Annotated in this window: 12 protein-coding genes; 9 read left to right on the forward strand and 3 right to left on the reverse strand. The window is 56.5% G+C overall.

Annotation, left to right across the window (positions count from 1 at the left end):
* The first annotated feature begins 5 nt into the window (after positions 1 to 5).
* Entirely contained in the window at positions 6 to 1,133 is a 1,128-nt protein-coding gene (locus tag FJM65_RS03240; protein WP_140619346.1) for a sensor histidine kinase, read from the forward strand.
* Positions 1,134 to 1,251: 118 nt separating this feature from the next.
* Entirely contained in the window at positions 1,252 to 2,304 is a 1,053-nt protein-coding gene (locus FJM65_RS03245) for an FUSC family protein (protein WP_140619347.1), read from the forward strand.
* On the opposite strand, the gene FJM65_RS03250 is transcribed toward FJM65_RS03245, so the two are convergent.
* Positions 2,301 to 4,616, reverse strand: a complete 2,316-nt coding sequence (locus FJM65_RS03250; RefSeq protein ID WP_140619349.1) for a GH92 family glycosyl hydrolase — start codon at positions 4,614 to 4,616, stop codon at positions 2,301 to 2,303. The two genes, FJM65_RS03245 and FJM65_RS03250, sit on opposite strands and share 4 nt — an antisense overlap.
* Positions 4,617 to 4,763: 147 nt before the next feature.
* On the opposite strand from FJM65_RS03250, the gene namA reads away from it, so the two are divergent.
* From namA to FJM65_RS03265, 3 genes are all read left to right on the forward strand, one after another.
* Positions 4,764 to 5,837 (forward strand): NADPH dehydrogenase NamA, encoded by a 1,074-nt coding sequence (namA, locus tag FJM65_RS03255; RefSeq protein WP_140619350.1) that lies wholly within the window; start codon positions 4,764 to 4,766, stop codon positions 5,835 to 5,837.
* A gap of 54 nt (positions 5,838 to 5,891) precedes the next feature.
* Positions 5,892 to 6,176: a GNAT family N-acetyltransferase gene (locus FJM65_RS03260; protein ID WP_140619352.1), complete on the forward strand. Its 285-nt coding sequence runs from the start codon at positions 5,892 to 5,894 to the stop codon at positions 6,174 to 6,176.
* Positions 6,177 to 6,302: 126 nt separating this feature from the next.
* The gene (locus FJM65_RS03265; protein ID WP_140619353.1) at positions 6,303 to 7,949 is read left to right on the forward strand and encodes a M1 family metallopeptidase; all 1,647 of its coding nucleotides are present in this window, start codon (positions 6,303 to 6,305) and stop codon (positions 7,947 to 7,949) included.
* Positions 7,950 to 8,023: 74 nt separating this feature from the next.
* Here FJM65_RS03265 and FJM65_RS03270 read toward each other — a convergent pair whose 3' ends face one another.
* Complete coding sequence (locus FJM65_RS03270) at positions 8,024 to 9,694, reverse strand: ArnT family glycosyltransferase (RefSeq protein ID WP_181163623.1); 1,671 nt, start codon at positions 9,692 to 9,694, stop codon at positions 8,024 to 8,026.
* Positions 9,695 to 9,923: 229 nt separating this feature from the next.
* On the opposite strand from FJM65_RS03270, the gene FJM65_RS03275 reads away from it, so the two are divergent.
* Positions 9,924 to 11,186: a metal-dependent hydrolase family protein gene (locus tag FJM65_RS03275; protein ID WP_140619357.1), complete on the forward strand. Its 1,263-nt coding sequence runs from the start codon at positions 9,924 to 9,926 to the stop codon at positions 11,184 to 11,186.
* Here the strand turns inward: FJM65_RS03275 and FJM65_RS03280 are convergent.
* The gene (locus tag FJM65_RS03280) at positions 11,183 to 12,100 is read right to left on the reverse strand and encodes a mechanosensitive ion channel family protein (RefSeq protein WP_140619359.1); all 918 of its coding nucleotides are present in this window, start codon (positions 12,098 to 12,100) and stop codon (positions 11,183 to 11,185) included. The two genes, FJM65_RS03275 and FJM65_RS03280, sit on opposite strands and share 4 nt — an antisense overlap.
* A gap of 322 nt (positions 12,101 to 12,422) precedes the next feature.
* On the opposite strand from FJM65_RS03280, the gene FJM65_RS03285 reads away from it, so the two are divergent.
* From FJM65_RS03285 to FJM65_RS03295, 3 genes are all read left to right on the forward strand, one after another.
* Positions 12,423 to 13,085 (forward strand): RNA polymerase sigma factor, encoded by a 663-nt coding sequence (locus FJM65_RS03285; RefSeq protein WP_140619361.1) that lies wholly within the window; start codon positions 12,423 to 12,425, stop codon positions 13,083 to 13,085.
* A gap of 152 nt (positions 13,086 to 13,237) precedes the next feature.
* On the forward strand, positions 13,238 to 14,290 hold the full coding sequence (locus FJM65_RS03290; protein WP_181163624.1) for an aldose epimerase family protein: 1,053 nt from the start codon (positions 13,238 to 13,240) through the stop codon (positions 14,288 to 14,290).
* 63 nt (positions 14,291 to 14,353) lie between these two features.
* A complete protein-coding gene (locus FJM65_RS03295) occupies positions 14,354 to 15,775 on the forward strand; it encodes a sugar MFS transporter (protein ID WP_140619362.1) in 1,422 nt (473 codons plus the stop codon).
* Positions 15,776 to 15,833: the final 58 nt, after the last annotated feature.

Genomic DNA, 15,833 nt, shown 5'->3' on the forward strand with positions numbered 1-15,833 from the left:
ACCTTATGTTCGGCACCACCTCACCCTCTAAGCAAACTAGCTCCGATCTGGCCTCCCTGCGTCTGGAGCGCCTGAACAGGCTCCTGTTCAACCACTACCCTGACGCGGTTTATACCATCGGCATGGATAATTGTTTTCACACGGTAAACCACGCCGCCTGCCAGGTACTGCAACGGGAGCCAAACGAACTGATTGGCCAGCCTTTCTACCTATCCATACATCCCGAGCATTGGGAAGAGGCGGCACACTATTTCAGAGCGGCCAAAGACGGCCACGCGCAGCGCTACCAGGCGGTCGTGCGCAGCAGCAGCGGCGAGTCCGTTTTTCTGGACGTTACTAATTTCCCGCTGAAGGTGGGCCAGGAGATGGTGGGTGTTTTCGGAATAGCCAAAGACATTACCGTACAGAAGCGGCACGAGCAGGAACTGCTCCGCACGACCCAGGAGCTACAGCGCCAGAACAATGAACTGGAACTGTTCCGTAAGATGATCGCACACGACTTCCGCAGCCCCATTGCCCGCCTGCTGGGGCTGGGCAAGCTGCTGCAAAAAGACAACGTGCCACCGGCTTCCCGCCAAACTGCCATCACGGCCCTCCTGCAGTCGGCGCAACAGCTTGATGCTATGGTGCAGGACCTGAACCAGGTGCTGACCCTGCACCACCAAGGGGACGAGCCGCGCGAATGGTGCAACCTGTCTTTTATAACACAGCAGTGCCTGGATAATTTGAAAGAGGAAATCCAAAGCGCAAAAGCCACGATTACCCTCCACAGCAGCAGCGAGCTGGAGCTGTTCACAGTGAAAGCCTTTCTGGCCAGCATCATCCAAAACCTGCTTTCCAATGCCTTGAAGTACCGGTCCAAAGACCGCCTGCCGCAAATTAGCATTTCGCTGACGCAGCAGGGGCAGGAGGTGCTAATCGCGGTAACCGACAACGGCACCGGCATGGACCTGGACCAAGTGGGCCCTTCGCTTTTCAGGATGTACAAGCGGTTCCATCGAGACGTGGACGGCAAAGGCCTGGGGCTGTACCTGGTAAAGGAACAGGTAAGGCTGCTGCAGGGTCGCGTGGAAGTGAGCAGCGCCCCTGACCTGGGTACTACCTTCACCGTAACACTGCCTATGCAATCTTAAAGCTGGTTTTTTGAACCAGTATAGTCGCCGGTGCACGGATTGTGGGATTCTGTTTATACCTTTACCCCGAACCCGGCCCCTTTAAAAACCTTAGGGGCCGCCACTGGTATAGCCACTTATGCCCAGAACCTTCGACGTATTCGCCCGCTTCGGGCTCTCCCTGCAGATCGTTAAGACGGCGTTGGCGGCCTCCGTGTCGTGGCTGGTGGCCACCAGCGTACTGGGCTCTGACTATCCCTACTTTGCGCCCCTGGCCTCCATTTTGACCGTACAGGTTACCGTAGCAGATTCTGTCGACAAGGCCACGCAGCGCATCATCGGTATCATCGGCGGGGTGGCCGTCAGCCTGCTCATCGGGCACTGGCTTAGCATCAACAGCTTTTCTATTTTCCTCGTGATTTTGATAGGCATGGGCTTCTCCAAGGCGCTCCGCATGAACCCGCAGATTGTATCGCAGGTGGCAGTGAGTTCGTTTCTGGTGCTGGCTTTTGGCATGCGCGAAGAAGGCTACGCCATAGAGCGGGTGGTGGAAACGGTGGTGGGTTCGGTCGTGGCTGTGCTCATCAACGCCCTGATAATCCCCCAAAACGCCATTCCCGAGGTAGAGCAAAGTATAATCGCCCTTGGAGAGCAGGGCACCAAGACGCTGCGCTTTCTGGCGGCGCAGCTGCGGCAAACCGAGAAGGGCCAGCTGGTAGGCAGGCAGGAAACCGACGCCCTCATAGCCGCCACCGAGCGAAGTATAAAATCGCTGCAACTGGCCGAGCAGAGCCTCAAGTATAACCCCTTCCTGACAAACAAGCGCACCCGCCTCAGCCGCCTTTCCATTGGTGTGAAGCGGCTGGAGCACATCACCACGCAGATCCGGGGCATCCGCCGCGGCATCGCCGACCTTAACTCAGCCCAGATCTTCGCCACCGACCTGCAGGACACAGCAGCGCTGCAACAGGCCATGGAAGCCACCGCCGCCTGCATTTACCAGTTCAGCCTCATCATGGTGGGGCCTCCGGAGAAGTACCGCCCCGACCTGCTGCAAAGTATAAACGAAGCCAAGCTGCTGCAGAACGAGTGCCTCCATACGTTGCGCAACATAAACAGCAACCGCACGCTCCGCGATGTGGGCAGCATTCTGACGGACCTGAGCCGGATTTTGGCGGAAGCAGCCCGCTAGGGCATGCTTACCTGCTTTTTGTTAGGCTTAGCCCCCATGTAAAAGGTCAGCTCGCCGCCCTTCGCCAGCTCCGAATGCGTCAGGTAACTGCGGTTTAGTGGCTTGCCGTTCAGCTCCATCCGCTGCACATACACATTCTTATCACGCTGGTTTTTGGTATGGATAATGAAGGTTTTGCCATTTTCTAGCTGTATTCGGGCCTCCTTAACGGCCGGGCTGCCAATGGCGTACTGCTCCGAGCCAGGCGCCACCGGGTAAAAGCCCAAGGCGCTGAAAATGTACCAGGCGCTCATCTGCCCGCAATCGTCGTTACCGCCCAGGCCGTCCACGGTGGGTTTATACATGGCTTTGAGGATCATACGCGTACGCTCCTGCGTTTTCCAGGGCTCGTCGGTCCAGTTGTAGAGGTAGGCCACGTGGTGAGAGGGCTCGTTGCCGTGCACGTAGTTGCCGATGATGCCGTCGCGGCTGATGTCCTCGGTGTTGGCAAAGTACTTGTCGGGCAGCTCCATGGTAAAAAGCGAGTCAAGGTGCTGGGCGAACCGGTGCTTGCCGCCCATCATCCCGATCATCGTGGCCGGGTCGTGCGGCACGTAGAGGCTGTAGTTCCAGGAGTTGCCCTCAATGAAGCCCTGCCCGTGCGTGTCCAGTGGGTCGAACTCTTTCTTCCAGGTGCCGTCGCTCAGTTTGGGGCGCATGTAGCCAGTGCGGGCATCATACACGTTTTTATAGTTTTGTGATCGCTGTATAAACTCCTCATACAGCTCCTGGCGGCCCAGCTTTTTGGCCATCTGCGCGATGCACCAGTCGTCGTAGGCATACTCCAGCGTTTTGGAAACGGATGAGCCGTTCTTGTCCTCCGGCACATAGCCCATGTCCATATAATAGTCCAGGCCATCGTAGTAGCGGGTTCTGGCTGTTTGCACGCAGGCCTCCAGCGCGCGCTCCACGTCGAAATCAGCATTGTCTTTGATGATAGCATCGGCAATCACCGGCACGCTATGGTAGCCGATCATGCACCAGTTCTCGTTGGCGTGGTGCGACCAAACGGGCAGCATCCTATGCACGCTCTGGTCGTAGTGGGCCAGCATACTTTTCACCATGTCCGCGTTGCGCTTGGGCTGCACGATGTTAAAGAACGGGTGCAGCGCCCGGTAAGTATCCCAAAGCGAGAAGGTAGTATAGTTCGTAAAACCCTCTGCCTGGTGGATGTTCTGGTCCAGCCCGCGGTACTTGCCGTCCACGTCCATATAAGTTGTCGGCCCCAGGAAAGTATGGTACATGGCGGTGTAGAAGTTCACCAAATCCTCCTTGGCCAGCGTTTTTACCTGGATCTTGTTGAGTTCTTTATTCCAGAGCGCCTGGCTCTGCCGCCTCACCCCCTCAAAGTCCCAGCCCGGCGCCTCGGCCTGCATATTGGCCAGCGCCCCTTCGGTGCTCACCGGCGAAAGGGCGAACTTTACCTGCAGTTGCTCCCCTGCCTCCACATCAAAATTAAAATAGGCGCGCAGCTTGGTGCCGGCAAACTCCGGGAAGTTGTGCTCCTGGTCGAACTTGCGCCAGAAGCCCTTGTAGACCTGCGGCTCTGAGAAATCCTTGTTGCCATAGCTCTTGATCGGCTTGCTGAAGGACATGGCAAAGTAGACGGTGCGGGTGCGGGCCCAGCCGTTCGTCTGCTTATAACCCGTCACCAGTGTGTCGTTTTCCACGCGCACAAAGGTCCACACGTTTTTGCCGTCGTAATTGTAGATGCCGTGCATCAAATCCAGGATGACATGCGCTTCCTCCTTCTCAGGGAACGTATACTGGTGCATGCCCACGCGGTTGGTAGCCGTGAGTTCGGCGGTGATGTTGTGGTCGTCGAGCTGTACCCTGTAGTAGCCGGGCTCAGCTTTTTCGTTTTGGTGGGAGAAAGCGGAACGGTAACCACTCTCCGGTTTGTCTTCCGTGCCTGGGTTCAGCTGCAGCTTGCCGGTGGTGGGCATCAGCAAAAAGTCGCCCAGGTCGGAGTGGCCCGTGCCGCTGAAGTGGGTATGGCTAAAGCCTACAATTGTAGGGTCGTCGTACTGGTAGCCGGCGCAGTATTTGTAGACATCCTTGTTGTACTGCCCGTTCACTTCGTAAGGAATCGTATCGGTGTCGGGGCTGAGCTGCACCATGCCGAAGGGCACCGTGGCGCCCGGGTAGGTATGGCCCATCTTGGCCGTGCCGATCATCGGGTTTACGTACTGCGTCAGGTCCTGTGTGTTTCCAGATTGCGCCATGGCAAGGAATGGGGCGAGCAAAAATGCCGTCAGAAGCGTCTTTTTCATACGTTTACGTAGCTTGTCTTGGAGAGCGAACCCCTAAAGATATAAATTTACCTTCTAACTTGGGCATGTCTGCCAAACCCGCTGCCGCTTATCTAAAACCAAACGGGGCGGTAGCTGTTAACCTGAGATAACCAAAGGATTTATACTATGTCGATACTTTTCTCCCCGCTCACCCTCCGCGGCATCACGCTCCGCAACCGCATTGCCGTGTCACCGATGTGCATGTACAGCAGCCAGGACGGCTTTGCCACTGATTGGCACCTGGTGCACCTGGGCAGCCGCGCCGTGGGCGGTGCCGGGCTCGTCATTTCGGAAGCCACCGCCGTTGTACCCGAGGGCCGGATTACCCCGCACGACCTGGGTATCTGGAAGGATGCTCACATCGAGGGCCTGCAGCGCATCACGCGTTTTATCTCCGAGCAAGGCGCTGTGCCGGGCATACAGCTGGCCCACGCCGGGCGTAAGGCCAGTCACCACCGCCCCTGGGACGGCGGCGCGGCCATACTCCCGGAGGAGGAGAACGGCTGGCAGACCGTGGCCCCCAGCGCCATACCTTTTGCAGAAAACGGCCCTATGCCCCACGAACTGACGCTGCAGGAGATAGAGGAATTGAAAGATGCGTTTGAGGCCGCGGCCCGGCGCTCTTTGGAGGCGGGCTTTGTGGTGGCCGAGATACATGCCGCCCATGGCTACCTGCTGCACGAGTTTTATTCCCCACTCAGCAACCGCCGCACCGACAAGTATGGCGGCTCGTTTGAAAACCGCATCCGGCTGCTGCTGGAGGTAACCGAGCGCGTGCGCAACGTATGGCCGGAGGATAAACCGCTGCTGGTACGTATTTCCGCTACCGACTGGACCGAAGACGGCTGGACCGGCGATGACTCGGTGCAGCTGGCGCTGGCGCTCCGGGAACGGGGCGTGGACCTGGTAGACTGCTCCACCGGCGGCAACGTGCCGCGCGCCACCATACCTGTTGGACCCGGCTACCAGGTACCCTTTGCGGCGCAGGTAAAGCAGCAGGCCAACATACCCACCGGTGCGGTAGGCATGATCACGGAGGCGCGGCAGGCCGAAGAGCTACTGGACAACAAGCAGGCCGACCTCGTGCTGCTGGCCCGTGAGCTGCTCCGCGACCCCTACTTCCCGATGCACGCGGCGCTGGAGTTGGGCGATGAACACCACTGGCCACCGCAGTACGAACGTGCCAAACCCAGGCATTAGCAGGAACACCCGGCCGCATCACCCGTAAACGCTATCATACTAACATAGAATAAAATGAACAAAGACGTAATTCACGACGAAGAAGACCTCCGCTTTTATGTGCCTTTTGAAGGCGATGACGCGGAGCTGACCTATACGTATACCGAAACCGAAGTAATGGACTTTGAGCATACCTACGTACCCGACACCCAGCGCGGTAAAGGCATAGCCGGTGAGCTGGTAAAGTGCGGCCTGGAGTTTGCCAAATCCAATAACTATAAGATCATCGCCTCCTGCCCGGTAGTGGAAGCCTACATTGATCGCCATCCGGAGTATAAGGAGATGGTGCACCCGGTATAAAGGCCTAAAAACGCCGGTACTGTTGGCAGTATCACCGGAAAAGGCTATCTTAGCTAACGCATCCTGCTTTGGAAGACAGTTCCGGGCAGGATGTTTTTGTATCGCATCAACCTCTAACCTTCATTCATGAAGAAGCATCACTTTTTCCGGACGCTGGCGCTGGGCGGCCTTCTGAGCCTTGGCGCTACCGCTGCGCAAGCGCAGGAGTTTACCCGCCAGGATACCCTGCGGGGCAGCATCACACCTGAGCGCGCCTGGTGGGACCTCACCTTTTATGACCTCAGCATCAGCGTAAACCCGCAAGACAGCAGCCTGCAGGGCAGCAATATTATTCGCTACAAGGTGCTGGAGCCCAAGCAGCGCATGCAGGTAGACCTGCAGCCGCCGATGCGCATCCAGAAAGTGACCCAGAACGGAAAGGAGCTGCCCGTGCAGCGGGACGGCAACGTATGGTACGTGCAGCTGCAGGAACCGCAAAAGGCAGGCGAAGAGAAAGCGATAGAAGTGTTCTACGGCGGCAGGCCGCAGGTGAGCGAGAACCCGCCCTGGAGCGGCGGCATGACCTGGCAGCGCGATGATAACGGCAAGCCTTTTATCGCCACCTCCGTGCAAGGCGACGGCGCCAGCCTCTGGTGGCCCTGCAAAGACCATATGTACGACGAGCCGGACAGCATGCGCATCAGCGTGCGCACCCCCAAGGGCCTGATGGACGTGAGCAACGGCCGCCTGAAAGATGTGCAGGAGCATGCCGACGGCAGCAAGACCTACAGCTGGTACGTGGCCAATCCCATCAATAACTATGGCGTGAATGTGAACATCGGCGACTATGTGCATTTCTCTGACACCTATAAAGGCGAGAAAGGCGAGCTGGACCTGAACTACTACGTGCTGCGCGACAACCTGGAAAAGGCGAAAAAGCAGTTCACGCAGACTAACCAAATGCTACAGGCCTTCGAGCACTGGTTCGGCCCCTACCCTTTTTATGAAGACGGCTTTAAACTGGTGGAGGTGCCTTACCTAGGCATGGAGCACCAAAGCTCTGTTACTTATGGCAACGGCTACCAGAACGGTTACCTCGGCCGCGATTTGAGCGGCACCGGCTGGGGGCTGAAGTTCGACTACATTATTGTGCATGAAGCCGGCCACGAGTGGTTTGCCAACAACATCACCTACAAGGATATTGCCGACATGTGGATCCACGAGAGCTTTACCGACTACTCCGAATCGCTTTTCCTGGACTACCACTACGGCACCCAGGCTGCCAATGAGTATATCATCGGCCTGCGCAAGAACATCCGAAACGACCGCCCCATTATCGGCAAGTATGATGTGAACTACCCTGGCTCGGGAGATATGTACTTTAAAGGAGCCAACATGCTCCACACGCTCCGCCAGGTAGTAAACGACGATGAGAAGTGGCGCAGCATCCTGCGTGGCCTCAACAAAGAGTTTTACCACCAGACGGTCACGACACAGCAAATTGAAATCTACCTGAGCCAGCAGGTGGGCCGCGATCTGGCGCCGGTGTTCGACCAGTATCTGCGCGACGTGCGCATCCCGAGGTTTGAGTATAAGCAGGACGGCAAGAAGCTGCAGTACCGTTGGGCTAACACCGTGGAGAATTTCGACATGCCTGTGAAAGTAACCCTGAACGGCCAGGAGCAGTGGCTGGAGCCAACTACCCAGTGGCAGGAGCTGAAAGCGAAGAAAAACGCTAAGCTGACGGTAGACCAGAACTTCTACGTGACATCTCAAAAACTAAAAGCAGCCTAATAAGCAGCTGCATAATTTTTATAAAAAGCCTCGGTTCCGCTTCAGGAGCCGGGGCTTTTTTTGTGTTCACTGGTCTACTTTTGCTGTTTACTGATCACATGGAGGTAATACACGTCTTTTTCCCGGCCCGGGTGAAAGTGATAGCTCCTTAGCTGCTGCAGGCGCAGGCTATCCTGCGCCACCTGATCTGCCTCCAGCGGCTGTCGGGAGAACACCGCCGCCGGCAGCCGCTCCGGTAGTTGAAGGCGCCCTTGTTTCACCCGCAGCGTGTCCACCGGCCGCCCTACTTCCCAAACATAGATCGGGCTCATCCCATCCACCGCATAGAGTGGCAGCTGCTGCACCGCCTGCAGTTGCCGTACGCTGGCCAGGGGCTGGTACCTAGTGTTCCGGCGCTGCGCGATGTCTTTCAGGGGCATCAGAAAAACCACCGCCACGGCATGCAGCACCACCACCGCCAGAAACAAGGCAGGCAGTTGCCTTTTTGCCCAATAGCGCAGCATCAGAATGCCTAAGCCAGCAAATACCAGAAACGCAGCGGCAAGTGTGAAGGCACCGACCTCCGTTTTCTCAACGTGAAACCACAGCAGGGCGAAAGGCAAGGCGAAAGCAATGGCCGCCCACAGCACTGCGTTTACCTGCACGACACGCCACTCCCATACGTTATACTTCTCATCGCGCAGGGCATCCAGCAAATACCGCACATAAAAAGAAGTGAGTAAAGCCAGCGGCGGCACCAGCGGCAACAGGTAGCGATCCTTCTTCTCGGTTACCAGCGACAGCAGCAGCAGGCACGCCCATACCCACGCCATCAAAAATTTGGCGTTGCCATACTTGTTAATGCGCCTTGCGGCATAAGAGCCGGCCAACGCCAGCGCCGCAAACAGCAGCCATACGCCTGCCTGCCCTAAAAAGCCCCAGTAAAACCAGAAAGGCTGCGGGTGGCGGTTCAGCCAGGAGCTTGATTCTGTCGAGATGACCGCCTGAAAGGCGTTAGGCACAGAGAAGAAGACATAGAGCGGCCAGGGCAGGCACACAGCGGCGCAAGCGATCAGCGTCAGCAGCAGGCCTTTGCCGCTGATGCTACGCCAGCCATACCCATAGCTGTAGGCCAGCAGGTAAGGCAACAGCATGGCGTAAAACGAAACAGGCCCCTTGCTCATGAACGATAGCCCCAGCATCACCCCGCCCCACAAGTATAAGCTATACTTTACCTGCGCGCCGGAAAAGGCCCGGTGCAGCAGCCAGATGCCCCCCAGCATAAAGCTGTGGCAGAAAATGTCCCAGGTAGCCTGGCGGCCATAGTCGAAGAAGCCGATGCAGGAAATAAGGATAGCAGCTGACCAGAAGGGCAGTTGTTTGTCTTTGGTGAGTTGGCGGGCCAGGAGGAACTGGAACAGCACCAATAGGGTGGCCATGAGCGCGGCAGGCAGGCGCAAGGCCGTCAGGTTCTCCACGCCTCCGAAAGCCAGGCCAGAGAGCGCCGACAGCCAGGTAGGCAGCGGCGGCTTGGCCAGGCGCAGGTACCCGTTCATGGTGGGCAGCAGCCACTCCCCCTCCTGCGCCATCTCGCGAGCCGTTATAAAATTGCGCGCCTCCATCAGGCCAGGAGAACCGGCTCCTGCCGTCAGCCAGAAACTAAATATACATAGTGAAAGCAGCACCAGCAATTGAAAGGCAGGGTTTTCCAGCAGACGCTCCCGCTCCCCCGACAAGGGATAAGCGATGGATTTTAACTCAGGCATATTACTTTCAGAAGTATGATCAGACAATAAACCAAAAGGCATACCTGCCTTTCACCACCGCAAAGTATCATTATTTTTGCCAAACCACCCTCTTCATCACAGTTTATACTAGAAGAACTTGCGGCTTTACAAAGTATAAATTTCAATCCTTCCTTCGAGGCTGCGGCCGCTGCTGTGTTAATTTAGCATAGATTTTATACTTTAGCTAAACGAACAAACGCTATTCCTGATGCGCCTGCTGCTCCCGTTTCTGTTGCTCCTGATGCTTTGCCTGCCAAAGCCCGCCTACGCCCAACATACATACCTGCTGCTAAAGCCCGACCGCCTATTTGACGGGGAGGCAATGCATGCGCAGTGGCAGGTACTGGTAAAGGATGATAAAATTGAGAAGGTGGGGCCGCACCTGCAGGCACCAGCAGGCGCCAAAATAGTTGAGTTGCCGGGTACCACGCTGCTGCCGGGCCTCATCGAAGGGCATAGCCACCTGTTTCTGCACCCTTACAACGAGACACCCTGGAATGATCAGGTACTGAAAGAGTCGCGGGCGGAGCGGGTAGCACGGGCCACGGTACATGCCAAGAACACCCTGCTGGCAGGCTTTACCACCGTGCGCGACCTTGGCTCTGAGGGGGCTGGCTATGATGACGTGGGGCTTAAGCAGGCAATAGAAAAAGGCGTAGTTCCTGGCCCGCGCATGCTGATTGCGACCAGGGCCATTGTGGCAACGGGCAGCTATGGCCCTAAAAACCTGAGCTATGATATTGAAGTGCCCTTAGGGGCCGCCGAGGCCGATGGCGTGGAGGGGCTGACCAAAGAGGTGCGCGAGCAGATCGGGCACGGCGCCGACATCATTAAAGTATACGCCGATTACCGCTGGGGCCCGAACGGGGAGGCCGCCCCCACTTTTACGCTGGCAGAATTGCAGCAGGTGGTCGCCATCGCCAGGAGCAGCGGCCGCCCGGTAGTAGCACACGCCTCCACGCCGGAGGGCATGCGCCGCGCTATTTTAGCCGGGGTCTCCACCATCGAGCACGGCGACGGCGCCACACCGGAGATCTTCCGACTCATGAAAAAACATAACGTCGCCTTCTGCCCCACCCTGGCCGCCGGGGATGCCATTACCCAGTACAGTGGCTGGCGCAAGGGCCAGGAGCCGGAGCCCGAGCGCATCCGGCAAAAGCGCGAAAGCTTTAAAGCCGCCCTCGATGCCGGCGTAACCCTTTGCATGGGGGGCGATGTGGGTGTTTTCACACACGGCGACAACGCCCGCGAGATGGAGATGATGGTAAACTACGGAATGCAGCCGCTGCAGGTGCTGCGCTCCGCTACATCCGTGAACGCCGACGTATTTGGCCTTGCCGCAAAAGTGGGCCGCCTCCAGCCGGGCCTGCTGGCTGACCTGGTGGCCGTTTCCGGTGATCCCTCCAAGGAGATCGGGCAGCTGCGGGAGGTACAGCTCGTGGTAAAAGGCGGTAAAATTATTTCTGATTAAAGCTGTGTCGGCAGCGGCTCCTGCCCTTGGCCGCCACTGTAAAAGCGCGTGGTTGGGTAGGCAAACTGAATGTCGGGGGCAGCCAGGAACTTTGTCAGCACATCCTCCCAGATCAGGTGTTCGCTTTGGCGGCGGCGCGTCAGGCTGCACACATAGCGCATGGTCAGCTCGATGCCGTTCTCGCGCACTGCCGTGAAAAGCTTAGGCTCCATGCTGTCGTAAAAGATCAGGTGCTGCTGCGTTTGCCGCTTTAATTGCACCAAGGCCGCCTCGCTCAGCTGCTCAGCGTGCGCCTGCATCACCTCCCAAAGTATACTTTTCGCTTTCTGCCAGTTGCTTTCGAACGTTACCCGCACCGGCACCTCCTGCCACACAAAGGGGAAGCCAAAGTTATAGTTGGCCTGGGGCTCGGTAAACACCTTCAGGTTGGGCACGTTCACTACCCTGCCTGTCGCCTGGTCGGCTTTTACCCAGCCCTGCAGCTCGTTCAGCGAAAACTGAAAAAGCCGTATGTCGATCACATCGCCCACATAGTCGCCTATCTGCACGCGGTCGCCGATATGGAAAGGGCGCTTCCAGATAATGAAAACCCAACCGGCTATGTTTAGCACCGGCTCGCGCAGGGCCAGTACCAAACCCGCCGACAGCAGGCCCAGAAAGGTAGCGATAGAACGGAACCCATCAAACCAGATGTAGGACAGCAGGATGAGCGTGAGGACGGTTATGGTATAGTTTGCCGCTTTGCGCCACTGGTACTTTTTCCGAAGGTCTGCCTGCTGCCTGTGTATGAAGCGCTGCACAAAAAGGCTAAGCAGCCACACACCCCCTATGACTAGTAGTGAGTGGAGAAGATCAGCCAAAAATTCTTGGGTGAGGCCGGTATGGGCAGCAAGCCAGTGGATAAAATTGCGCATGTGTGGTTTTTTTTCTGCTTACGGATAAAACATCATGCTGTGTTCCACAAGGCTTTGCCCTCGCGCCTCTGCTAAAGTGAGTGAGGGCAAACATACGCTATCAGCCTCATTATAAGTTATTGCCGAACAAATCGCTTTTTAATCGGTTGAAGAACTGACAGCGAAACACGGCACTTGCTGTTTTAACACGGATTTAGTGCAACCAAGTATCCTTTTAATTGTATATTAATCTTTCTAAATTTGGCCTCCGCATGGGTTGCCACGCTGATTGCTTGCTCACCAACCGGAACCTGATGTGGCGCAGTGCTTTATTAAAGTTCGCATGGAAGAGTTGGACATTTGGAATAGGTTTAGAGAAGGCAGTGAGGAAGACTTCACCCTCTTGTACAGGCGCTATGCTCCCGTGATGCTCCGTTATGGCCAACGCCTCGTCAGCGACCCCGACATGATAAAGGACGCGATCCAACAGGTTTTCTTTCAGGTCTGGAAAAGCCGGCAAAACTTGTCGACCCCTCCAAGTATAAAAAACTATCTCCTGAAGGCTTTCCGCTGTGAATTGGGTAAAAAGTCTTCCTTCAAAAGCAGGTATGAGCCCCTCTCCGATGAAACGAAAATAGGCACGGAGGGATCCTATGAAGCGGCCCTGATCAATTTACAGTCGATGGAGTATGACCGGGAAAGGCTGCACCAGCTGCTATCGAGGCTGCCGGAGCGGCAGCGAGAGGTCATTTTTCTGAAATATTACACGGGCCTGCAGTACGAGGAGATTTCCGACGTGATGGGCATAGACCAGAAATCGGTTTACAAGCTCACCTATAAAGCGATCGATAAGCTGCACCAATTATTTCATGCTACCCCTCAGGAGGAAAAGACCTCTATACGCAAACGTGTGCGTAATTTGGCAAACAGCCTGAGCGCCACCGCTGAAGAGCCCGCACTCCCCATAAAGCCTGTAGCCCCTACCGGCACCCTTGCCCTCAGCTAAGGGATAAATGCGTGATTACACCCTTTTTCTGCTGCATTTCTAGCAGAAACCCCCTATCTTGAAAAGTTTTTACAAGCGTACGCACACTTTATAGCCGGACTTTGCTGCTAAGCCAGGTACGGCCGGGTCTGCCGCAACAGAAATACACGAAAATGACGATACAGAAATCAGCCTTTGGCACAACACCGGATGGAGTGGAAACCAGCCTCTATACTTTGCAGAACCGCCATGGCCTGAGGGTAAAAATCACCAACTATGGCGCTATCGTTACCTCCATACTTACCCCGGACGTGCAGGGCAAGCCAGGGGACGTAGTGCTTGGCTTCGAGAGGCTGGCTGATTATATCCCGAACGGGCCATACCTGGGAGCCGTTGTGGGGAGGTATGGCAACCGAATTGCCCACGGCAGGTTTACGCTGGACGGACAGGAGTACCGACTGGCCACTAACAACGGCCCTAACCACCTGCACGGCGGCAACGAAGGCTTCAACACCAAAGTATGGCAAGCAGAGGAACTGCCCGAGGAAAACGCCCTGAAACTATCTTACCGCAGCCCCGATGGCGAAGAAGGCTATCCCGGTAACCTGGAGGTGACCGTGGTGTATGCGTTGACTGACGACAACGGGCTAGAAATCGATTATACTGCCACGACAGACAAAGCCACCCCGGTCAACCTGACCAACCACAGCTACTTTAACCTGTCGGCTGGCAAAGCAGACAGCATCCGCGACCATGTGATTCAGCTAAACGCAACCCGGTATGTGCCCGTAGACGATAGCTCCATCCCGACAGGGGAACTGGCGGACGTGGCCGGCACGGTGATGGACCTGAGACAGCCGCAGCGCATCGGCCAAAACCTGGACCAGGTGCCGGGAGGCTACGACCATACTTATGTGCTGGGCCAGCAACCCGGGCAGATGGCCAGGGCCGCCGAGGTGTACGAGCCGCTATCAGGGCGCGTGCTGGAGGTCTTCACCACCCAGCCCGGCGTGCAGTTTTACACCGGCAATTTCCTGGATGGCAGCCTGACAGGCAAGCATGGACATACATATACCAAACACTATGGCTTTTGCCTGGAAACGCAGCATTTCCCGGACTCGCCCAACCAGCCGAACTTTCCATCCACTATCCTGAGGCCGGGCCAGACGTACCGGCAGCGCACTATTTACAGGTTCTCTACTAGAGCGCCCCAACACGAGGCATAAAAGAATAGCGCAAAGCTGAGCACCTTCATTGCATAAATTCCTAATACTTTAATACAGACTACTATGGCCGGTACTACCCCTACCGATATTACATCCGCCGCCAAGCAAACGGGAGGCGCGGTTACTAAAAATTACACAGGCCCGCTTGTTACCGTAACGATGCTCTTCTTTATGTGGGGCTTCATCACATGCCTGAACGATATCCTCATCCCGAAGCTGCAGCAGGTGTTTACCCTGGAGCTGTGGCAGGCGATGCTTATCCAGACGGCTTTCTTCGGGGCCTACTTTATCATTTCGCTGCTATACTTTATACTTTCCATCACCAAGGGAGACCCCATTCTCCGGATTGGGTATAAGAACGGCATCATTGTCGGGCTGGTGGTTGCGGCCGTGGGTTGCGTGCTGTTCTACCCTGCCGCCAGCCTGCACAGCTATGGTTTCTTTTTGGGAGCCTTGTTTATACTTGCCTCCGGCATCACCGTGCTGCAGATTGCGGCCAACCCCTACGTGGCCATACTTGGTCCGCCAGACGGCGCTGCCAGCCGCCTGAACATGACGCAGGCCCTGAACTCTCTGGGCACCACCATTGCCCCGATCATCGGCGGTTACCTCATCTTCGGGGCGGTGAACGCCGCTGAAACAGGGGCCGAATCTGTAAAACTGCCTTACCTGGCCCTGGCGGGCATGCTGCTGGCTATCGCCTTGCTGATAAAAATCGCAAAACTGCCCCACATCCAGGGAGATGGTGAGATAAAGCCAGGCGCCGGGGCGCTGCAGTACCGCCACCTGGTGCTGGGCATCATCTGTATTTTTGCCTATGTGGGCGGTGAGGTTGCCATTGGCAGCACGCTCATCAATTTCTTTAAATTGCCGCACATTGCCGGGCTAGAGGAAGCGGAGGCAGGTCACTTTCTGGCCTTTTACTGGGGCGGTGCCATGGTAGGCCGCTTCTTCGGCGCCGTGGCGCTGTCCGAGATGAAAAACGCCAACCGCAAATACCTGATCATTGCCGGCATCGCCGCTATTGTTTTCGGTTTGCTATACTTTGCCTACGGCTTGAACGAGGCCCTTATCGCCCTGGGCCTGATCGCCCTGAACTTTGCCATGCTTATGGTGGGCCGCTTTATCCCGAACCGTACGCTGGGCTTTTTTGCGGCTACCGTAGTGGTGCTGCTGCTCATTACCAGCTTTGCGACAGGCGCAGTGGCCATGTGGTCCGCCATCGCAATCGGCCTTTTCAACTCCATCATGTTCCCAACCATTTTTACGCTGGCCATTAAAGGGCTGGGCGTGCACACCAGCCAGGGCTCCTCTTTGCTGGTGATGGCCATTGTGGGCGGCGCCGTGATGCCACCGCTGCAAGGTGCCGTGGCCGACTTTAGCGGCAATCTGCAGCTCTCGTTCCTGGTGCCGCTGGCTTGCTACCTCTACATCATGTACTATGGCTTTGCAGGGTCAAAAGTGCAAGAAGAGGCGGTGTCGTAGTTTTAGGTTTCGTCTCTGAAAGTATATAAGGCTGGCCTGTTCGTTCAGGTCAGCCTTT

The organism is Pontibacter mangrovi (assembly GCF_006385705.1).
Classification (GTDB): Bacteria; Bacteroidota; Bacteroidia; order Cytophagales; family Hymenobacteraceae; genus Pontibacter; species Pontibacter mangrovi.